Source organism: Nannocystis sp. (assembly GCF_016714285.1).
In the GTDB taxonomy this organism is placed as follows: domain Bacteria; phylum Myxococcota_A; class Polyangia; order Nannocystales; family Nannocystaceae; genus Nannocystis.
Genome location: NZ_JADJNN010000002.1, coordinates 811,855 through 830,869, shown reverse-complemented (window position 1 = coordinate 830,869; position 19,015 = coordinate 811,855). Strand labels below are relative to the sequence as shown.

The 19,015-nt window shown below is 69.6% G+C and carries 23 protein-coding genes and 4 pseudogenes; 12 read left to right on the top strand and 15 right to left on the bottom strand.

The features are described from left to right. Together IPJ59_RS07665 and IPJ59_RS37635 are read right to left on the bottom strand one after the other, a co-directional pair. Nucleotides 1-631 (bottom strand): annotated as a pseudogene (locus tag IPJ59_RS07665) (hypothetical protein); the annotation flags it as partial. 25 nt (nt 632-656) lie between these two features. Next, the gene (locus IPJ59_RS37635; RefSeq protein ID WP_366524564.1) at nt 657-878 is read right to left on the bottom strand and encodes an RDD family protein; all 222 of its coding nucleotides are present in this window, start codon (nt 876-878) and stop codon (nt 657-659) included. A gap of 159 nt (nt 879-1,037) precedes the next feature. On the opposite strand from IPJ59_RS37635, the gene IPJ59_RS07660 reads away from it, so the two are divergent. Then, the gene (locus IPJ59_RS07660) at nt 1,038-1,310 is read left to right on the top strand and encodes a hypothetical protein (RefSeq protein WP_293270565.1); all 273 of its coding nucleotides are present in this window, start codon (nt 1,038-1,040) and stop codon (nt 1,308-1,310) included. Here the strand turns inward: IPJ59_RS07660 and IPJ59_RS07655 are convergent. The 3 genes and pseudogenes from IPJ59_RS07655 to IPJ59_RS07650 form a co-directional block, all read right to left on the bottom strand. Continuing rightward, nucleotides 1,285-1,797: an RsmE family RNA methyltransferase gene (locus tag IPJ59_RS07655; RefSeq protein WP_366524563.1), complete on the bottom strand. Its 513-nt coding sequence runs from the start codon at nt 1,795-1,797 to the stop codon at nt 1,285-1,287. The two genes, IPJ59_RS07660 and IPJ59_RS07655, sit on opposite strands and share 26 nt — an antisense overlap. Before the next feature lie 16 nt (nt 1,798-1,813). Then, a pseudogene (locus IPJ59_RS37630) lies at nt 1,814-2,020 on the bottom strand (RNA methyltransferase PUA domain-containing protein); the annotation flags it as partial. Then, nucleotides 1,981-2,493, bottom strand: coding sequence for a 50S ribosomal protein L11 methyltransferase (locus IPJ59_RS07650; protein ID WP_293270562.1), 513 nt, complete (start codon nt 2,491-2,493; stop codon nt 1,981-1,983). The gene IPJ59_RS07650 and the pseudogene IPJ59_RS37630, both read right to left, overlap by 40 nt. A gap of 651 nt (nt 2,494-3,144) precedes the next feature. On the opposite strand from IPJ59_RS07650, the gene IPJ59_RS07645 reads away from it, so the two are divergent. Then, a complete protein-coding gene (locus tag IPJ59_RS07645; protein WP_366524553.1) occupies nt 3,145-3,366 on the top strand; it encodes a hypothetical protein in 222 nt (73 codons plus the stop codon). Between the two features lie 49 nt (nt 3,367-3,415). Here IPJ59_RS07645 and IPJ59_RS07640 read toward each other — a convergent pair whose 3' ends face one another. Beyond that, a complete protein-coding gene (locus IPJ59_RS07640; protein ID WP_293270558.1) occupies nt 3,416-3,940 on the bottom strand; it encodes a hypothetical protein in 525 nt (174 codons plus the stop codon). Between the two features lie 134 nt (nt 3,941-4,074). Between IPJ59_RS07640 and IPJ59_RS07635 the strand changes: the two genes are divergently transcribed. The 4 genes from IPJ59_RS07635 to IPJ59_RS07620 all read left to right on the top strand — a co-directional run bounded on the left by IPJ59_RS07635 (nt 4,075) and on the right by IPJ59_RS07620 (nt 6,632). Beyond that, nucleotides 4,075-4,758, top strand: a complete 684-nt coding sequence (locus tag IPJ59_RS07635) for an FHA domain-containing protein (RefSeq protein ID WP_293270556.1) — start codon at nt 4,075-4,077, stop codon at nt 4,756-4,758. Between the two features lie 111 nt (nt 4,759-4,869). Next, nucleotides 4,870-5,262, top strand: coding sequence for an ATP-binding cassette domain-containing protein (locus IPJ59_RS07630; protein WP_366524552.1), 393 nt, complete (start codon nt 4,870-4,872; stop codon nt 5,260-5,262). Between the two features lie 72 nt (nt 5,263-5,334). Then, nucleotides 5,335-6,225, top strand: a complete 891-nt coding sequence (locus IPJ59_RS07625) for a hypothetical protein (protein WP_293270554.1) — start codon at nt 5,335-5,337, stop codon at nt 6,223-6,225. Between the two features lie 233 nt (nt 6,226-6,458). Beyond that, nucleotides 6,459-6,632 (top strand): hypothetical protein, encoded by a 174-nt coding sequence (locus IPJ59_RS07620; protein WP_293270552.1) that lies wholly within the window; start codon nt 6,459-6,461, stop codon nt 6,630-6,632. 288 nt (nt 6,633-6,920) lie between these two features. Here the strand turns inward: IPJ59_RS07620 and IPJ59_RS37625 are convergent. From IPJ59_RS37625 to IPJ59_RS07605, 5 genes and pseudogenes are all read right to left on the bottom strand, one after another. Further along, a pseudogene (locus tag IPJ59_RS37625) lies at nt 6,921-7,016 on the bottom strand (hypothetical protein); the annotation flags it as partial. Between the two features lie 109 nt (nt 7,017-7,125). After that, nucleotides 7,126-7,929: pseudogene (locus tag IPJ59_RS37620) on the bottom strand (tetratricopeptide repeat protein); the annotation flags it as partial. A gap of 427 nt (nt 7,930-8,356) precedes the next feature. After that, nucleotides 8,357-9,499 (bottom strand): serine/threonine-protein kinase, encoded by a 1,143-nt coding sequence (locus IPJ59_RS37615; protein ID WP_366524551.1) that lies wholly within the window; start codon nt 9,497-9,499, stop codon nt 8,357-8,359. 294 nt (nt 9,500-9,793) lie between these two features. Then, nucleotides 9,794-11,023, bottom strand: a complete 1,230-nt coding sequence (locus IPJ59_RS07610) for a sensor histidine kinase (protein WP_293270548.1) — start codon at nt 11,021-11,023, stop codon at nt 9,794-9,796. 291 nt (nt 11,024-11,314) lie between these two features. After that, a complete protein-coding gene (locus IPJ59_RS07605) occupies nt 11,315-12,421 on the bottom strand; it encodes an FIST signal transduction protein (RefSeq protein ID WP_293270547.1) in 1,107 nt (368 codons plus the stop codon). Between the two features lie 688 nt (nt 12,422-13,109). Here IPJ59_RS07605 and IPJ59_RS07600 point away from each other — a divergent pair. The 6 genes from IPJ59_RS07600 to IPJ59_RS07580 all read left to right on the top strand — a co-directional run bounded on the left by IPJ59_RS07600 (nt 13,110) and on the right by IPJ59_RS07580 (nt 15,539). Beyond that, a complete protein-coding gene (locus IPJ59_RS07600; protein WP_293270545.1) occupies nt 13,110-13,292 on the top strand; it encodes a hypothetical protein in 183 nt (60 codons plus the stop codon). Next, on the top strand, nt 13,256-13,453 hold the full coding sequence (locus IPJ59_RS07595) for a protein kinase family protein (RefSeq protein ID WP_293270543.1): 198 nt from the start codon (nt 13,256-13,258) through the stop codon (nt 13,451-13,453). Before IPJ59_RS07600 ends, IPJ59_RS07595 begins: the two co-directional genes overlap by 37 nt. Continuing rightward, a complete protein-coding gene (locus IPJ59_RS37610) occupies nt 13,444-14,313 on the top strand; it encodes a protein kinase domain-containing protein (RefSeq protein ID WP_366524550.1) in 870 nt (289 codons plus the stop codon). The genes IPJ59_RS07595 and IPJ59_RS37610 overlap by 10 nt, the downstream gene beginning before the upstream one ends. 277 nt (nt 14,314-14,590) lie before the next feature. Next, nucleotides 14,591-14,992: a tetratricopeptide repeat protein gene (locus IPJ59_RS07590; protein WP_293270541.1), complete on the top strand. Its 402-nt coding sequence runs from the start codon at nt 14,591-14,593 to the stop codon at nt 14,990-14,992. A gap of 83 nt (nt 14,993-15,075) precedes the next feature. After that, on the top strand, nt 15,076-15,378 hold the full coding sequence (locus tag IPJ59_RS07585) for a hypothetical protein (protein ID WP_293270539.1): 303 nt from the start codon (nt 15,076-15,078) through the stop codon (nt 15,376-15,378). Further along, the gene (locus IPJ59_RS07580) at nt 15,339-15,539 is read left to right on the top strand and encodes a hypothetical protein (RefSeq protein WP_293270537.1); all 201 of its coding nucleotides are present in this window, start codon (nt 15,339-15,341) and stop codon (nt 15,537-15,539) included. Before IPJ59_RS07585 ends, IPJ59_RS07580 begins: the two co-directional genes overlap by 40 nt. A gap of 166 nt (nt 15,540-15,705) precedes the next feature. On the opposite strand, the gene IPJ59_RS07575 is transcribed toward IPJ59_RS07580, so the two are convergent. The 4 genes from IPJ59_RS07575 to IPJ59_RS07560 all read right to left on the bottom strand — a co-directional run bounded on the left by IPJ59_RS07575 (nt 15,706) and on the right by IPJ59_RS07560 (nt 18,441). After that, nucleotides 15,706-15,858 (bottom strand): hypothetical protein, encoded by a 153-nt coding sequence (locus IPJ59_RS07575; RefSeq protein ID WP_293270535.1) that lies wholly within the window; start codon nt 15,856-15,858, stop codon nt 15,706-15,708. A 790-nt stretch (nt 15,859-16,648) separates the two neighbouring features. Then, nucleotides 16,649-17,029: a hypothetical protein gene (locus IPJ59_RS07570; RefSeq protein WP_293270532.1), complete on the bottom strand. Its 381-nt coding sequence runs from the start codon at nt 17,027-17,029 to the stop codon at nt 16,649-16,651. Then, nucleotides 17,019-18,116: a helix-turn-helix domain-containing protein gene (locus tag IPJ59_RS07565; RefSeq protein ID WP_293270530.1), complete on the bottom strand. Its 1,098-nt coding sequence runs from the start codon at nt 18,114-18,116 to the stop codon at nt 17,019-17,021. The genes IPJ59_RS07570 and IPJ59_RS07565 overlap by 11 nt, the downstream gene beginning before the upstream one ends. Next, nucleotides 18,109-18,441 carry a type II toxin-antitoxin system RelE/ParE family toxin gene (locus IPJ59_RS07560; protein WP_293270529.1) on the bottom strand — a complete coding sequence of 111 codons (333 nt, stop codon included), beginning with the start codon at nt 18,439-18,441 and terminating at the stop codon, nt 18,109-18,111. The genes IPJ59_RS07565 and IPJ59_RS07560 overlap by 8 nt, the downstream gene beginning before the upstream one ends. Nucleotides 18,442-19,015 lie beyond the last annotated feature (574 nt).

The following is a 19,015-nucleotide window of genomic DNA, read 5'->3' as shown; positions in this document are numbered from 1 at the left end:
CGGTGGCGCTCAGGCTCTCCGCGGCGTCGGGCGCTGGGACCGGGAGCATGACGGTCGCGGCGGCGCTGTCGGCGGGGGGCTCGCGGAAGGTGTTCTCGAGCTCGACCTGCTTGCGAGGCTCGGGGCTCGCGGGGGCGCCAGGCGGCGTCGCGCGGCCCTGCAGCGCGTCGAGCATGTCGAGCAGGAGCATCGCGTGGCGCGGGGCGACGATGCCACCGCTGCGCTCAGCGGCGAGCTTGGCGAGGCAGCACTCGGGGGCGACCATCGGCATGAAGCCGCGGATCTGGCGGTAGAGCTGGCCGAGGCGGGCGTCGGGGAGATCGGGGTGGACGGCGACGAGGACGTTGCCGTCCTCGACGGCGAGCGGCATGGCCCAGCCGATGTCGACCAGGGCCTTCGGGACCAGCGACCAGGGGCGCACGGGGCCGGTCTCGAGCAGACGCGCGGGGACCGTGGGCAGGCCGCAGGCCTTGGCCAGGTGCGTGTCGAGGTCGGCGGCCGTGAGCAGCCCGAGCTCGAGCAGGGCCGTGTCGAGGCTGCCGCCCTGGGCTTGCAGGTGACGCGCTGCGCCGTCGAGGTCGGCGGTGCTGAGGATGTGGTTGGATTCGAGGTAGCTGCGCAGGAGGCTCAATGTTCCCTCACGACGTAGGTGCCGGTCAGGTAATCGTGGAACGCCCGCTTCTCACGGTCGAAGGCCATCCATAGCGAACCGAGACCACCGGGTGCGAGGCCGAGGGCCCGTGCCTGCGAGTCGGGAGCATCGCGCGCCATGGCCCAGGGGGCCCACCGGCACGGTTGATGACGCGGATGCCGACCAGCTTCTGTCCGGGCGTACGGCCCGACAATGCGACAAATAGGATGAAGTAGAGGGCGGCCATGCCGAGCAGCGGGCGCACCAAAGGACGATGTCGAGCGGGTCGACGGCGAGGAATTGCAGGACGCCGTCGAGGCCGAGGCCGCCGCGCAGCGGACCCGGGTTATCGGTGATACGCAGCAGCGCGTAGAAGAGGGGGCCGGCGGTGAAGAGGAGGACCGCGGTGTCGACGATCGCGGCGAGCGAGCGGCGCCAAAAGCCGGCGACGCGGACCGGGACCAGCGACTGGCCGCAGGCGGGGCAGCGCGGCTGCGCCTGGGCGACGACGCTGGCGTCGAGCGGCGCGTCGCAGGCGGGACAGGGGCCCGGTACGCCCTTCTTGGAGCCGAAGATCATGGGGCTCGCACAATATCACGGCGATCCCCGGCGGACGCTCGCCGCGATCGATGCAGATGCGACGGAACGCGGCGTCAGCGAGGTGATGGCGCGAACATGAGGCGCGCGAGGCCGACCAGGGCCGCAGTGCCGGTGCGCAAGGTGTAGGGGCCGAGGCCGAGCGGCTGCAGTCCTGTGGCGGCGAGGAGCTCCGCCTCGGCGGGGGTGAGGCCGCCCTCCGGGCCGACCAAAAGGCGGGCGCCGCCGGTCAGCGCGAGACTGTCCGCGAGGCCGCGGCGCTGCTCCCAGGCAAAGAATCCGGCGAGATCGGTGCGTACACTCGCGGCCGTCTCGAGCTCGTGGGGGCCGACGAAGTGCGGGGCGTTGGGGCGGCCGCACTGGCGCTGGGCGGCCCGGACGACGCGGTCCAGGCGGGCTTGGCCGGGCGGCGGGGATTGGCTGCGGGCGCAGCGGGTCCACACGATGGTGGTGACGCCGATCTCGATGAGGCCGGGGAGGATCTCGAGCACGGCGCTGGGTTCCGGGGAGGCCGAGTAAGAGCACGAGCTCGCGCGAGGGCGCGGGCACGACGAGCGGCGTGAGTAGATCGACCTCGCTGCGGCGGGCGTCGCCGCCGCGGACGCGGGCGGACCAGAGCGCGCCGCGATCGTCGATGAGCTCGAGGGCGGCGCCGTCGGGGGCGCGACGGACCCGGCGCAGGTAGTGGCTCTCGTCGGGATCGAGGACCGCGGGCTCGTCGGCGGGCGGCCGCGCGGCGAACACGCGGAGGCTCACGCGGGATCTCCCGCGCGCAGGTGCAGGGCGCACCATTCATTCAAGTCGGCGCGGGCGTGCAGATGCAGGCCCATCGCGCGGTACGCTGCCAGGACCTCGTCGGCCTCGTCGCCGAGGATGCCGCTGAGGACGACGAGGCCGCCGGGGGCCAGGTGGGCGGCGATCTGGCCGGCGATCGGGATCAGCACGGAGGGGCGGATGTTGGCGAGGATGAGGTCGTGCTGGCCGGTGAGTTCGGCGGCGGTGCCGGTGTGGATCTCGAGGCGATCGCCGAGGTGGTTGTGGTCGGCGTTCTCGCGGGTGGTGTCGGTGGCCTCGGGGTCGTTGTCGGCGGCGCTGATACGGGCGGCGGGGAACAGCCGGGCGGCGGCGAGGGCGAGGATGCCGGAGCCGCAGCCGAGATCGAGGACGCTGCTCGGGGGTGTCTTTTGGGACAGGTCGACGAGGGCGTCCATGCACAGGCGGGTGGTCTCGTGCTGGCCGGTGCCGAAGGCACGGCCGGGGATCAAGGATCAGCTCGAGCGGTGGGTCGCCGGGGCGGCGCTCGATCCAGCTGGGGCGCAGGAGCAGGGCGCCGTCGCCGTACACGATCGGGCTGTAGAACTGCTTCCAGGTGTCGCGCCAGTCGTCGTCGGTGCGCACGGTGGGGACCTGGACCAGGGCGAGGCGCAGCTGCTCGGCGAGGCGGGTGGCGAGCTCGCCCAGGCCCTCGAGCGCGTCGGGGCGGGTGTAGACGACGAGCTCCGGGGTGCAGGGTCTGCTGGCCGAGGGTGCTCATGTCGCGGGTCTCGACGCCGAGGGCCCGCTCGTCATCGGCGAGCAGGGCAGCGAGGGCCTCGAGGCGTTCACCGGCGGCGTTCAGTCGCCGTCGCCGGCGTCGTGCAAGCGGATCTCAGGGTTGCCCAGGGTTCGGCGTCGGCGGTCATGCGGCGCGCAGTGTAGCGGCACGCCATGCTCGTGGGGCCTCCAGGCGGAGTGGGTGATGGGCCGTTCAGTGCACAATGGGCGACGTGTTTGTGATGCGAATTACATAAAGTGCAGATGGTGTTGATCGCGGCCAAGGACCCGCCGTGGAATTTGGCCTTTTGTAAATTCGCGCAGCGGTGTATCTGATGCGGGACGCAGGCGCATCACCCCCTGCCTGCGACGGGGAGAGGATCATGGTGGCGTTTACCGGAGTCAAAGTGTTCTCGGCGACCAAGGCTTGGGAGCGAGAGCAGATCAGCGAGCGTATCAACGAGTGGCTGGAGGCCAACCCAGGCGTCGACATCGTCGACAAAGTGGTGACTCAGAGCTCGGACAGCGAGTTCCACTGCCTGACGATCACGCTGTTTTATACGCGGCCGTCCGCCAATTCGCATCAGCACGCCCACGCGGTGTGAACCGGGCTGCGGACGTGGCGCCCTCGTGGCGCCGCTGTTGTCAGCGCCGTCAGGTCGGCGGGATTGGCAGAGCAGGAGCGGGCGTCGGCGAGACAGTTGGCGTCGGTGCTGGTGTGGGCGGGCGATCGATCGTCAACCGTGACTTGGTGCCGTCGGCGAACTCGCGGGACACGGAGCCGTCGGCGCCGATCACGGTGCGGCTGCCATCGTCGGCCGTGACGACCGTGGCACCATCGGAGCGGAATTCGGTGCGCTCGATCGAGAGGGTCGACTTGCTGCCGTCCGGGAAGACACGCACGCGGTCGCCGTTGGGCATCACGATCGTGCCGTCGCGCTTGACCTGCATCTTGCTGCCGTCTGGCTTGATGATGGTGCCGTCGCGCTGGATCGTGACCTTGGAGCCGTCCGATGCGGTGAGCACCCGGGTGCCGCGCGAGGCTGACTCGGTCTGATAAGTGGCGCCCTTGTCGTTCTTGACCTCGACCTCGTCGAGGTCGCAGCCGAGAGCCAGGACCGAGGCGCAACCGAGCAGCGCCCCGGGCAACACCCGCGTCCATCTCGCATGTGCCGTCATCGGGGGGCCAGCCTAACACAGATCGTGGAGCGGCCCGAAGCGCGATCAGGCCCGCGCGAGCCCGCGCGAACCGTGCAGACCTGCGGATGCGCTGGATTTCTCGCGGCTGTGCAAACTGGCTACCATGGCCGGGAATGGCGGGCGGCCTCAGCGAGGACACGATCCTGATCCGGTCCTCGACGACGTACCTGTCGGTCGAGGACCGTGGGCGCAAGCTCAGCGACGTGCGCCTTGGGCAGCGCCCGCTGCGGATCGGCCGCCGTCCGGACAACGATGTTGTGGTGGTGGCGCCCGGGGTGGCGCCCTATCACGCGCGCATCGAGCCGATGGGCAGCGGGCACCGGATCGTCGACCTGGAGAACACGACGGGGCTGATGTTCCGCGGGACCCGGGTGCCGAGTCACGTGTTTGCCGACGGCGACGTGATCCGCATCGGTGAGCGGGCGACCGGAAACTTTGTCAGTCTGGTCTACCAGGACGTGGGCAAGCGCTCGCAGGCGCAGCAGTCGGCGCCGGTGCAGCGGGTCCACCTCGACCGCGACGTGACGACGATCGGGCGCGAGGGCTGCGACCTCACCCTGCCGAGCCTGCAGGTGTCGCGCATGCACGCGGAGGTGCGCCGGGCAGGCAAAGGCCACGAGGTGCTCGACCTCGGGAGCACCAACGGGACCTTCGTCGGCGGGACGCGGGTGCAGCAGCAGCATCGCCTGCGCGTGGGCGACGTGGTCCAGGTGGGGCCGTTCAAGCTGACCTACACCGGGCGATCGCTCGATCAGCTCGACCAGGTCGGAGCGTGCGGATCGACGCGCGCGGCCTGACCCGCAAGAACGAGGCGGGCCGGGTGATCCTCGATCAGGTGTCGCTGGTGATCGAACCGCGGGAGTTCGTGGCGATCGTGGGGCCCTCGGGGTCGGGGGAAGTCGACGCTCATGGGCGCGCTGGCCGGCTATCGCCGGGCGGACCGCGGGGCGCTGCAAGTCAACGGCGACGACTTCTACAAGAACTATGACTGCTACCGCGGGGTGCTCGGCTACGTGCCGCAGGACGACATCCTGCACGCGAACCTGCGGGTCGAGGATGCGCTGGCCTTCACCGCGAAGCTGCGCCTGCCTGCGGATACGACGGCGGCGGAGATCTCGGCGCGCATCGTCCGGGTGCTGGAGGAGGTGGAGATGAGCGCGCACCGCCAGCAGCGCATCGTCGACCTGTCGGGCGGCGAGCGCAAGCGGGTGTCGATCGCGTCGGAGCTGCTGGCCGACCCGAGCCTGTTTTTCCTCGATGAGCCGACCTCGGGCCTGGACCCCGGGCTCGGAAGCGGATGATGTACACGCTGCGCTATCTGGCCGATTCGGGGCGCACGGTGGTGCTGGTGACCCACGCGGACGGCCAACATCATGCAGTGTGACCTGGTCGGCTTCATGGCGGCGGGGCGGCTGGTCTACTACGGGCCGCCGGCCGAGGCGCTGCTGATGTTCGGGGCGAACGGAGATTTCGCGGATATCTACACCCGCTGCACGGGCGTGCGAGCGAGGAGTACGGGGACGGGCGGGGAGCTGGCGGCGGAATATGCGGTGTGGTGTAAGCACCACCCGGGCGCGACGGCGGCGCCGATGATGGCGGAGCTGTGGGAGATCCGCTATCGCAAGTCCAAGCATTATCAGACTTATGTGTACGAGCGGCAGCAGGCGCGTGGGCGCCCGGCGGACTCGGAGACCTCGGGGATCGGGGTGGCGGCGTTCGCCCCGGGGCAGTACCGATTCAGCGTGGAAGAGACGCCGCCGGCGATCGAGGCGCCGCCGCCGGTGCCACCCAGCGCGTCGCTGATCCGTCAGCTGGGGATCTTGACGGCGCGTTATGTGCGACTGTTGCTGGCAGATCGGCGAAATCTGCTGATCTTGTTGATGCAGGCGCCGATCATCGGGGTCGTGATCCTGCTGGCGTCGCGGGCCAACGCGCTGCAGTCGCCGGTCTCGAGCAACGGCCGCCTGGTGCTGTTTTTGCTCAGCGTCATCGGGGTGTGGTTCGGGGTGCTCAATTCGGTCCGCGAGGTGACGAAGGAGGCGAAGATCTATCGCCGCGAGCGACTGGCCAATCTGCGCATCGGGGCGTATCTGGGGTCGAAGCTGGTGGTGCTCGCGGGGCTTTGTCTGATCCAGTCGCTCGTGCTGCTGGCGGTGATCGCCGTCCGCGTGGACTTTACGGCGGAGTTTGCGATGCTGACGCCCGACGGGTTTGTCGACGTCGTGCGGGCGCCGCCGCTGGGGCTTTGGGGGCGTCGCTGGTGACGGTGTTCCTGACCACGCTGTCGGGCGTGGGGCTCGGCTCTTGATCTCGACGACGGTGTCGTCGTCGGACAAGGCGATGAGCGTGGTGCCGCTGGCCTTGATCCCGCAGCTGGTGTTCGCCATGGCGTTGATGCCGCTACCGGCCATGCTGGCGCCGTTATCGTATGTGACGGGGGGCGCGCTGGGGATGGAAGGGCTTCGGGTCGATCGCGCATCTGTTAGAGCCGCGGGATATGACGACCTGCGAGGTGCCAGGGGACGTGTTTAGCTGCGCTGCGTACGCGACGGTGAACTACGATCCAGGGACCGGACATATCCTGACGGTGTGGGGGGTGCTCGTGGCTTATCTGCTGATCTGCCTGGCGCTTACTTCGTGGTCGCTGCGGCGGATCGATCGCGGGCGCTAGCCTGCTGTCGCGGGCCAGCGCAGTGCTAGCGTCGGCCTCGCCGCTGTGACGCCAGCCACGCCTCGATGCGCGCGTGTGTCCCGTGTCGTCCGCGCCGAGCCCTTCAAAGCCCGTCCGCGCCCGCTCGGCCTCGGCCAGCGCCAGCGCCCGATCACCGCCGGTCGCCACCAGCGCCCGCGCGAGCACGAAGCGCGCCGCAAACTCGATCGCGGTCCCCGGCGGCTTGGCGGTGAACACAGTCATCGCCCGGCTCACCAAGCCCAGCGCCTCGCGGGATCGCCCGAGCTCGAGCAGCACGCCGGCCAGGGTCGTCTGCGTGGTCGCCACATCCAGATCGCCTGGCGCCAGCAGCTTCTCGCGGATCGCCAGCGCCTGCTCGAACAACGCCCGAGCCTGCGCGAGCCCCCTGCGCGAGCTCCGTGCTGGCGAGGTTATGCATCGTCGTAGCGACGTTGAGGTGATCGTGCCCGAGCGCCGCGATGTAGATCGCCAGGCTGCGCTCGAACAGGGCCCGCGCCTCCTTCAGCTCGCCGGTGCGATCGTAGGAGAGCGCGAGGTTGTTGAGCGTCGCGCTCAGCTCGAGGTTGTCGCGGCCATACACCCGCTCCTGGATCGCCAGCGCCCGCGTGAACAGCTCCCGCGCCCGCGCGTGCTCCCCCTTCTCGGCGAGCATCGTCGCCAGGTTGTTGAGGTTGCGGGCCACGTCGGGGTGGTCGTGCCCCAGCGCCCGCTCGCGGATCGCTAGCGCCTGCTCATACAGCCGCTGAGCCGCGTCGTGCTCGCCCAGATCCGCGAGCACCGGCGCCAGGTTGCCCAGGCTGGTCGCGACCTCGGGGTGCTCCGGCCCGAAGCAGCCGCTGCGAGAGCTCGGGCTGCGCTCCTGCAACCCACGCGCGCGTGTCAGGTCGCCGCTCAGGTAATGCATCACCGCCACATTGTTGAGCGCGTTCGCCACCAGCGGTGCTCGATCCCCAGGGCCGCCTCCGTCAGGCGCAGCGCCGACTCGAACCCGGCCAGCGCCGAGGGGATGTCGCCCGCCGCGTACTCCACCTCCGCCAGCGCCGACAGTCGCATGCTCTCGGTCAACCGCTGCGGGTCGACGGCGTGGACCGCCACGGCCTCGGCGTGCCGCGCCCACGCGCGCGCCTCGGCGTGTCTTCCCGACTTGCCGCCGATCACGTTGATCAGCTGGATCGCCGCCTGCTCGGCCGGCTCCCACGCGCCGAGCCTCACCGCGGCGTAGTAGGTGTCCGTCAGCAGCCTCGGCCTGCGAGTAGTCTGCGGTGCGGATCAACATCTCGGCCTCGCGCGCGCGGGCCACCACCGCCAGCGGCGGCCACTCGCTCTCCGCCTCGGCCCGCGCCCGGGCCTGCGAGGCGACCGTCAGCGCCTCCTCGTAGCGCCCGGCGAGCTCGAGCGTGTGGACCCGCGCGAGCTCGCCGCGGATCTCCTGAATCACCACACTGTCGTCCGGTGGCTTCGGCTGACGCCGCAGCGTGTCGACATCGACGCACGGCCACGGAGCGTGCAGAGCCGCCGCCGCCGAGACCGCCTGCTGCACCGCTGCCGCGTCGGCCCGTCCGAGCATCGCCACCAGCGACTCGAGCTCGATCCGCCGATCCTCGAGGCACCACAGCGATCTGCGCAGCGTGTCCGCGTCCCAGGCGGCGCGCAGCTCCGCCTGCGCGCACGCCTCGCTGCGCGCCGCCTGCCAGGCCTCGGCCTCACGGTCGATCCACGGCATCACCCGCTCCGCCGTCGTCACGGCGTGGCTGACCCCGGTCGTCACGAACGCGGCCCGTACCCGCGCCCGCGCCGCATCGTCCCATACCGTCGCAATCTCGGCCCCGGCCGCCGCGCATCGGGCCTCGCGCTGTGCGAGGTCCCATCGCCCCAGGAGCACCCCGGTCACGGTGATCGCCACCACCCCGCCGAGCGCCGCCAGCGGCCCGCGTAGCCGCGCCCGTCGCCGACCGCGGGCCAGCGCCGCCAGCAACTCGGTCATGGTCGGCCAGCGCCGCGCAGGTGCCAGCGAGAGCCCGCGCTCGAGCACCTCGCGCAGCCACGTCGGCACCTTGCGACCCCGCCGCGCCGGCCTGCGTTGCCCGGCCAGCACCGCGGCCGCCAGCGTCACCAGGGTGTCCCCGGCGAAGGGCCGCTCGCCGTACAGCAGCTCCCACGCCATCACGCACCAGCCGAATTGGTCCGCCGTTGCCTCCGCCTCGTGGCCCTGCCACTGCTCCGGGATCCATATACGCCGGCGTACCCTGCACCGCGCCGAGCTGCGTCAGCTGGGCCGCCAGCGCGTCGAGCTCGGGCCGGGCGCGGCCGTCGGCAGCCGCCGTCGACGCGAGCTCGAGGCTGGCGTCGGTGAGCGCGCGCCCATGCGCGAGCCCAAAGTCCATCACGCGCACACGTCCGTCGCCACCGATCATCACGTTCTCGGGCTTGAGGTCGCGGTGCACCAGCCCGACCGCGTGCGCCGCGGCCACGCCCTGCGCCGCGTCGACGAGCACCCGCAGCACCTCTGGCCACCCGCGTGGGCGCTCACGGGCCCACGCGTCGAGCGTCTGCCCGGCCACGAACTCCATGGCGATCCACACGTCCCCCTCGAAGGTGCCCACATCGTGCACCGCGACCACGTTCGGATGCGACAGCCGGGCCAGCGCCTGCGCCTCGCGCAGCAGCCGGGCCCGCCCCGCCGCGTTCGGTCCGCCGTCGCGGACCGGCAGCAGCACCTTGAGCGCCACCTTGCGGTCGAGCTCCGGGTCGTGCGCCGCGTACACGACCCCCATCCCGCCCGACCCGAGCTTGCCAAGCAGCGTGAAGCGACCGATGTCCGCCCCGCGGGTCAGCAGGCTCTGCACCGCGCCCGTCGAGCGTGCGCCGGTCTCCCAGCCGCTGTTCCCCGCGAGCGGTTTCTCGAGCGCCCCGCCGCTCCAAGATACCGGAGCGGGCCATCGCCCGCGCCAGCGATCGACCGCGGATCTTCACCGTCGCGGGCAGGTCCGTCATGCTCGAAGGCGCGGATGGGGGCGTTGCGGGCGACGAAGGCCTGCAGGTCGTGGGTGGATCGTAGCGAGAGGAGTCGGCGCGCGGCTGCGCCTCAGGCGAGGGCGTCCGCGAGCGACGTGAAGAAACGATCACCTGCGCGTGCCGCTTCAACGCGCACCCGGAGGCCCGCCGCGCGGCAGCCGCTCCACGACGAACCGAGAGCCCACGCCAGGCGCGCTGGTCGCCGGAGATCGTGCCATCGGATCGCCGCGAGGCGACGGCAGAAACGTCAGGCCCAGTCCGGTCCCGCCGTAGCGCGACGTGATCTCGGCGCCCGCCTGCGTGAAGGGCTGGAAGATCCGTCCGAGCTGCTCCTCGGTCATACCGATCCCGTTGTCCTCGACGGTGAGTCGCAGGAGCCTCGTCTCGACGGACACATCCACGCGAACCGTCACCTGGCCGTCGCGGGTGAACTTCGTCGCGTTTCCGATGAGATTGAAGAGGATCTGGCGCACCTTGGTGCCGTCGGTCTCGATCCGTGGCAACGACCGGTCCGCGGGCGTCGAGATCTGCGTCTTGCTGGCCTCTGCGATCGGCGCGAGCGTGGTGACGACGTCGTCGATCAGCTCGGCCAGGTCGATGGTCTCGATCGCCACGTCCATCTTGCCGGCCTCGATCTTGGAGAGGTCGAGGATGTTGTTGATCAGGCCCGAGAGATGCCGCCCGGCGCGGCCCATCTTCACGGCGAGCCCGGCCTGCTCGGCCAGACCTTCCTCGGTCAGATCATCGGCCAGGAGCTCGGCGTAGCCGAGGATCGCGTTGAGCGGCGTCCGCAGCTCGTGGCTCATGCTCGACACGAAGTCACTCTTGGCCCGATTCGCGTCCTCGGCGGCCTCGCGCGCGCGGACGTTGGCGGCGGCCGCGTGCTCGCGCGCGATCACCCGGCTCGACTGGACGGCCAGCGCGTCGTAAGCGGCGGCGACGAACTGCTCCTCCGCGGCGCGGTCGCGCGGCTCCGCCTCAGCGCTGAAGACGATGCACCCGCCGAGGCGCACGCCGTCGACAAGCACCGGGATGTGGAGGGCGCGGCGCAGGCCGGCGGCCAGCGCTTGGCCATGCCACTCGCCGGCCCAGAGCGGATCGTCGAGTCTGAACGCGCCGGGCGCCCTCTCGCGGCTTATCGCCGCGATCCACGGCGAGCCCTCAAGCGACGCCAGGGCATCGCCGAGCGCCGGCGCGTCGAGCGGCGAGGCGACGAAGTGCTCGCCGAGCTCGCGGCCGATCAGCGCGAGCCCGCAGGCCATCTGCAGCCCCGTGCACAGCGGCCGTAGGCACAGATGGAGGATCTCGAGCAGCGAGTGGGAGGCGTTCGCGGTGCTGGCGATCGACGAGAGCATCGCCAGCATCCGGCTCTTGGTCTCGAGCTCGCGGTTGCTGACCTGATGCACGAGCCTCCTGAGGCGGCTCAGGCGATCCTCACTGCGTAGCATCGTGCGCCTCAGGTCGGCCAGCTCCCGCTCGCGCTTGCCGGCGAGGTTGCGGCCTGCCGGGCCTGCTGCGCCGACGCGCGCAGCCGTTCAACAGCGCGCTCGCCTGGAGAGCCGAGCCGTGGGCACTCGCTGCAGCGCTCGACAGCTGCGATCAAGTCGTCGTCGGCGAGCTCGGCGAGGCGATCGAAGGCGCAGGTCTCACATCCCTTGCGCGTCATTCTTGGTCCTCAATAGCACGGCCGTGAACGTCTCGTCGTGATGGATCGTCCGGCCGGCATGCGGCGCCAGTTCGCCGTAGGTGAAGAAGCCGATCTTCGGCAGCGCCGCGGGTAGGACCGCGAAGGCCGCCCGCAGTTCGTCCTGGTAGCGCGAGCCGAGGACCACCTTGCGTCCGGCGCAGTCGAAGATCAGCGCGGCCTCCGGCGGGTGAAATGCTCGACGGCCGAGCTCACCTCCCGCCGCTGCGCTGGCGATCAGGGCGTCCCGGCTCGCGTGCATGATCCGCACCCGCGAGCCCTCGACGATGTCGCCGCTGACCCGGACTCCGCGGCCGTCCGCGGTCGCGCCCTGGACCGCACGGATGAACCTCTCGCCCTGCGCCGCGTCGCCCTCAGACGGCGCCATCACGCCGATCGGGAACTCGAGCCCGGCGTTGTCGAGGTCGCGGCCGAGCTCGCCGAGGTAGTGCTGGTACACCGACAGCGCCGGCGTGCCGTCGAGCTCGGCGATCGTCTTCGAGTCGGACGCCCGGGTGATCACGCGGTCGCTGCCGAGCGGCTGCCAGCCACCGGCGACGATGGTCCGGATCTCGAGCGGGCCGGAGAGCGCAAGCGCCACGGCAGCGCCGCTGAGCACCTCGCGGTCCATATACTCCTCGGTCCGGGTGAAGGTGAGGGCGTCGGCAGCGACGCCGCCGACGATCGGTGCGCTCGCGCCGAGCACCGACTGGATCCCCGCGAGCAGCGGGGTGCTGTTGAGCACGATACCGTCGACGAACAGAATGACCAGCGACGCACCGACAGGCGCCAGGGCTGCGCCGAGCCGCCGCCCGATCGCGGCCGAGTCGTGGTGTTCGTCGCTCGCGTGGACGACCGTCGCGACCAGGTCGCCGAGCAACAGGCCCATCGCGGTCACCGAGCCCGAGGTCGCCTCCTCGCTGTTGATCTCGGCGCAGCTCGAGCACCCGACCACCCGGACTTGCGGTGCGAGGCGCTCGTAGAGGCCGGCCAGCACCTCACGCGCGTCATACTCGGCCGCGCAGAAGAGCAGGACCAGGTCGGGGTCGGTCCCCAGCGCCTCCCTCATCTCGGCCGCAACATCCTTGCCGACCTGCCGGGAACTACTGCCGTAACATGACACTGAGACCGCCTGAATCACGCCGCCAGGATACCAAGCGGTTGAGGCCAAGAACCCCCTGTATTCGCAGACGGGTGGCCCTGGTGCTGCTCAGGTTCGCACGCGAGGCCGCAGCAGATCGGCGGCGACCCTGCACGCGCCGCGCGCGGCGGCGCCATGTCGCCACACGGTCACCGTACTGCGCGGCCGGGCCCACGTGCTGCATACCGGCGGGGGGGCCTCGCTGCGGCGCGGGGGGCGCCGCAGCTCACAGCGATGAATGCGACGGGGTGTTTCGCCGCAGGACAACTGCCATGATTCACCCGGTCGGCCCGGATCGGCTCCGCAGATTGCGGCGCGACCGGAGATTGGCCGCACACCTGCCGACCGTCGCCACAGCGCTGGCGCACGTCGAGAGCGACGACGGCCACCCCGGTCGTCACCGAGGTCAGGCTCGCAAAGCGGGAGCCTCGACGCGAAACAGGCGGCTCACAGGCGCCTGCGGGGCGCTTGAAGGTGAGGTCCTTTGAGGCCCTTGAATTGTGGAGATCCGCGGCGCTTCACGTTTCTTGGGGATGGCCCAGGGGCGTGCGCGCAGGGGGCGACGTTCCCAGAGCGCCGCAACCGTGCCAGGCTCCTGCTCTCGTTTGGCCTCCGCATGTCTAACTCCCTCGATCGGACCCTGATCTCGTCCCACGCGGCCCTCGGGCACGAAGCCGTCCACGCGGCGCTGCTCGAGCCGGGCGTGAAGGTTGCACAGCGCTACGAGATCGAGGCGCTGCTCGGCGAGGCGGCATGGGAGCGGTGTACCGCGCCCGCGACCTCGAGCTCGACGAGGTGATCGCCCTGAAGACGTTGCGGGCCGAGATCTCTAGCGATCCCGCGGCGATCGAGCGCTTCCGCCGGGAGGTCAAGCTGGCGCGCAAAGTGACCCACCCGAACGTCGCCCGGACCTTCGACCTCGGCTCCTGCGGGGCTTTCGCTTCATCACGATGGAGCTGATCGAGGGCGGCTCGCTGGCGCGGCGGGTGGAGGCCGGGGCGATGTCCCTGTCCGATGCGCTGCGTGTGTGCGGCGACATCGCTCGCGGGCTGCTCGCCGCCCACTCGGCAGGCGTGATCCACCGCGACCTGAAGCCCGACAACGTGATGCTGGCCGGGGCCAGCGCCGATGGCCCGCTGACGGGTCAAGAGCGGGTGGTGATCACGGACTTTGGCATCGCCCGCGCGGCCGAGGAGCAAGCGGGCTCCGACGAGCGCGCGACGGCCCACCGCGGGGCGGCCCTGACGGTCGGCGGATTGATCGGGACGCCGGCTTACATGGCGCCCGAGCAGCTCATGGGCGAGACGCCCGACGGGCGCACCGATGTGTACGCCCTCGGTGGTGCTGTTCGAGCTGCTGACCGCGCGGCCGCCCTTCGACGGCGACAGCCCGGTCGCGATCGCCATGGCCAGGCTCAAGCAGCCGCCGCCCGACGTGCGCGAGCTCTTGCCGGACTTGCCGGAGGCGGCGGCCGACCTCCTGCGCTCGATGCTGGCGATCGACCGCCGCGAGCGACCGGACGCCGCGCAGGTGTTGGACACGATCGAGAAGCTGCGCGGGGGTCGCGAGCAGCGGCGAGGCGCCCAATATGCTCTCGGGTCTCGGGCTGGCGCGGGCGCCAGGGACGACGACGATGCTGCTCGACGCGACGAGCGCGCCGAAGCTGCGCGCCGTCGCGGTGCTGTCGCTCGGCAGCGCCGACCCGGCGCTCGGGTCGCTGGCGTATCAGCTCGCGGCGACCCTCGCGGACGCGCTGGCGCGGGTCCGGGCGATCAAAGTGGTTCCGCCAGCGCTCGCCGGCGAGGACCTGGCCGCGCTGACCCGGCAGGGGGCGCGTCGACCTCGCGCTGACCGGGACCGTGCGCGCGGAGGGAGAGCGCCTGCGCGTCAACCTGCGTTACCTCGACCTGTCCCTTGGGACACAACGCTGGTCGGAGCGCTTCGAGGGCACGCTCGCGGCCCCGTTCGCGCTCGAGGACACCTTGACCCGCGCGGCCGAGGCGGCCCCTGCGCGGGCTGGCGGGTCGGGGCGACGCGGCGACGGCGAACGGCCCGAGCGACCCCGCCGCACGGGCGCTGTACGACCGGGCGCTCGAGATGTCGCACCGGATCAACGACCAGGAGGCGCTCGGCAGCGGCGTCGAGATGGCGCGCCGGGCCCATGCGCTCGCGCCGACGGACGCGTGGGTGATGAGCCTGCTCGGCCTCTTGTTGGTCCGACTGGCGCTCGCACGCCGCGGCACGGACCCCCGGTCGCAGGTCGCCGAGGCCGAGGACTGGGCGCTGCGGGCCCTCAACGCCGACGCGGGCTCGGCGGCGACCTTTGACACACTCGGCCTGGTCCGGATCCACCAGGGCGACCTGCGCGGCGGCGTGCGGGCGTTCAAGGAGGCGCTCACCCGCGACCCGCGGGACGCCGAGGCCTCGGCCTACCTCGGCCGCTTTCTGGTTGAGTCTGGCCACCTCGACGAGGGGATCAAGCGCCCGAGTTCGCCCTGAGGATCGAGCCGAACGTCCAGCATGCGTGGTGGAACCTGGCCCGCTCGTACGCGCTGTCCCAACAATGGGACCGGAGCCAGCAGGTGCTCGAGCAGGCGATCGCAGCGACCGGCAGCGAGGCGACCGCCAACCTCATCCGCGCGCGCGTGGCCGTGTGGAAGGGCGATCGTGTGTTCGCGGGGTTCACCGCGGATCGCATCGACATCGTCACCCCTCCGGACCACTTCACGCGGGCGATGATCGAGCCGCTGCGGGCGTTCGCCCGCGGGGAGCGGGTCAAGCAGACGCTCGACGAGCTGCTGGTGACCGCCGGATCCATGTCCGCCGCGTCGCTGAAGGTGTTCTGGTGCAGGTCGGGATCGAGCTGTACGCGGCGTCTGGGCTGATCGAGGCCGCGCTCGACGTCCTCGAGAGATTGCCGGGGCAACCGTTTGTCGACGTCGGGTGGATGGATCACTGCCCGGCGCTGGCGAAGATCCGCGGCGCCGGGCGCTTCGGTCAGGTCCGTGCGGTCATCGCGGCCCGCGCGGCGAACCTGTGGAAATAGCTGGCCCTGTCAGCAGGCGGTGACGCGCGAGGGCATCAGCGCGCGGACATTCTACCGGATGCGGGCCAAGGCCGATCCGCACGCTCGGCGGCAGCGTCGCACCCCGCGAGCGCCTCGACAAGGCGCACGAGTTTCGCCGCGTCGAATCCGGCGCCGACGCGGAGCTTCATCCCGGAGGACCGATCGCGTTCATATCCTGCAAAAGGAACGGTACGGCGAGCTTCATTTGCACGCGCGCATTCGTTTGGTCGCTGCCATCGCCGTCGATGCGATACGTCCCGCTCGTGATCACGGTCCCGGCAGTTGCAGGGATGGTCATGTCCCCATGCTGCCTGCCGGAGACTTCCCACGTTCGCTCGTAGGGAGATACGACGGGGGAAAGGGACACCGCCATCTTGACAATGTGGTAGGGCAGCTCCTCCGAGTGCCATGCGTTCCATACAAGGCACGTATTGTTGGTCACGAGCTCCGTGACCTTGTATTCGGTGAAGAGCTTGACGCGGCCTTCAAGAGTTACGCCGATGTTCTTGACCGCGAGGTATACGCGCTCTTGCGGCCGTCTTTTGTACAGACGTCCGCATCACCACCCTGATCCACGCCAGGGCTCCTGAAGTAATATCGAACGTCACATTCTGCAGGGCCTCGGGCATGACCTTCGTTCTCCTGTTGGTGTTGGCTCATCGCGGGTCATCCGGGAAGCGTGACCCGCACCGGCGATGCGGTAGTCCTGGGCACTGACCGTTGGAATCGTCGTTGCGTCACCGACCTTGTCTTTGGCGAGATCGATCTGTTACGCCGGGCAAGCATGGCGCTCACGTGGAAGGCTCGCGTAGAGGTCCTGGAGCGGCGTGGTCTTGACCGCCCGGCCGGCTTTGAAACATCCTGGGAACCGAAGCGCTGTCCGGTTCCCAAGTTATTTCAATGCCTTATGGCTCGCCTCGCTACTGTTGGAAACACGATGACGCGGATTTTCACAACCCCTTGTAAGCGCTCGCCTTTCGCCACAAGTCCGCGTCGTCATTTGTGAATTCGCCCAGGGGCTGAATCATGACCCTCTCGTCGTCCACGATCGTTCACACGGCACTGGGCCCAGTCAAGGCGATGCGACGTCATCTGCCGCACGAACGGCCACGGATCTCGAGCGCGGCGCGGTCGTTGGCCGTTACCTGGTGCTCTCGAAGCTCGGGAGGAGCTTGAGCGCCACCTGCGTCGAGCTCGGGGTGGCGCGGTTCGCCGCCGACTCCGACCCAAGTCGCGGCGGCCGAGGCCCGGACCCGCCTCGTGCGGGCTGGAGTCTCGGCGACCGTCGCCAGGAGCGACTGGTCGTACCGGAGGCGCACGGCCATCGAGCCCACGAACAACAGCACCCACTGTCGATAGCCGAATGCAGGCAGCACATGGTCGACCAGCAGCGCTGCGCCCTCTGCCATTCGCCGCCCCAGCGCGCCATGGGCGGAAACTGGCTCGAGCGCCTGAATCTTAAAGCTCATTGGCCCAAACGTACCGGGTCTTGAGCGCGTTCAGGTGTGACCATGGGATCCATGTTTCCTTCTGCATCCGCCCAACGACGACTCCGGGCGCGATACCAATCTCCTCCGCGAACTGGATGATCTTGGCCTTGGCGACATTAGGTTTTGCGATTTCCTTCAGGCGCCGAGCGTCGTCCACGGAGATGAGGGTCTCGCCAGCGAAGACGTCGGCTTCGCGCTCCAACGCGGGGTCCAGTCCGTTGATGCCTTCGATGAAGAGCATCCGCTTGCCGTGCAGCAGCAAATGAGCAATCTCGTGAAACACGGTGAACCAAAGATGATCGTTCGATTTATGACGCATGCTCAGCAAGAGCATGGCCTTGTTTGGCGTTAGCCATCGGGTTGCTCCGCTTACGGGGCAACCCGTGGGCGCAGGCACGAAAGCTAGCGACACGCCGCTCGACGCGCAAATCTGCACCAGTCGAGGCATGAACACGCCTGGGTCCGGTTCGGTCGTGAGGGCGCGAATCTCGGCGAGGCTGGCGCGCAGGCCGCTTTTGTCGAATGTCTCACATTCGACTTTGCTGGTCTCGATCTCGCCTTTTCGCAGCCAAGCAGCGATGGCGCCGATTCGCTTCTCGTATTTATCGGACGCCCGAAATGCGGTGAGCGGGGCGGCATACTGTTCTCGCCAGGCAGGGACTGACGCAACACCGAAGTAGCTCAAGCACTCGAGGACCTGTTCGCCTTTGTCACGCCGACCCAGGACCCACCCCTGCTTTCGCATCCATGCGAGCGGCAACTCGCACAACCAGCCTGCATCCTCGACCGCAGACTTGATCGCCCGTTGTCGCTCGCGCGCAGCTTGATACTGTGCGTCGCGAACGAGCCAGAAATCCGATGTCGATCCCAGCACCCGCGAAAGGCGCTCGGCGGCGTCGGCCGTGATTGGAACACGGCCCTTGACCAATTCGTTGACGTGCTTGGCAGTGAAGCCCGTGCGCTCGGCAAACTCGGCCTTCGACCAGCCCCTTTCTGCGAGCAGATCTTCGATGGTATCGCCAGGTGGTGAGATCCAGTCGGGCGCGAACGTACTTGAGTCAGTCATCGTGATAGTCTCCAATGAAGACGATACGCAGCGCGGACACTTGCTGCCAGTCGATGGCTCCGTCTGTCGTGACGGGGGTGGCCGCGTGCGCGGACTCGAAGACCAAGCGCATGCCGCCATGGAGATCCAGGGCGAACTGACTACTTCGATCGCCTTTGAGTGGGTGGGGCCGTCCCGCGATCAAATTGCTCACCCGTGCAGCGGCACGGAGATCGGCGAGGCGTGTTCTCAACTTCTTGGCCGAGTTCGCTCCGAGTTGCTTCTTCGCTTCGCGCTCGCTTGAGCACAACGTCCGCAGAGCCTCTGTTCTGAAGAGAATATCCATGGCGAGCTAGTGAGTCAAGAAGTCTTCTACCAAGATGGTGAAGGCTTTTATCACAGCTCCGTATCGCCCGTCCACAGCTAGAGAAGGGTTGAGCGCCGCCTCGGCGCGGCGGCAGGGCCGGTGGGGCGCGAGCCGTTTGGGATCCGGTGGCGTCGCAACCGGCGCCCTCCTGGATGTATCTCGGCGGGCGCGCGGTCGGCGCGGCGTCGCCGGTGCCGCGATCGTTGCCACACGCCTGCGGTTGCGCAGTGGTAGGTCCACGGCGGTGGCTTGCCTGGCTTTTTGTCGTCGACGACCTCGAGGACGCGCATCCGGCCGCCGCACTTGCGTCGACGGCGAAAACGCGGGCGAGGAGCACCGGGTTGCCCGCCCGTTGGGTGGCGGTCAGCCACAGGGGCGTTCCGGAGCAATCTCACCGGCTTCCTGAGCGCCTCGCCCTCGATTGGTGGGGCCAACTCCCGCGGCTTGTGTTGGTTGAGCGGGTGCGCGTCTTCGCCGACCGCCACGACGAACCACGGTGGTTATTGGCACCGCCCGCATTCCCCCTGGGCGCATCTCCCACAACCTGGACAAC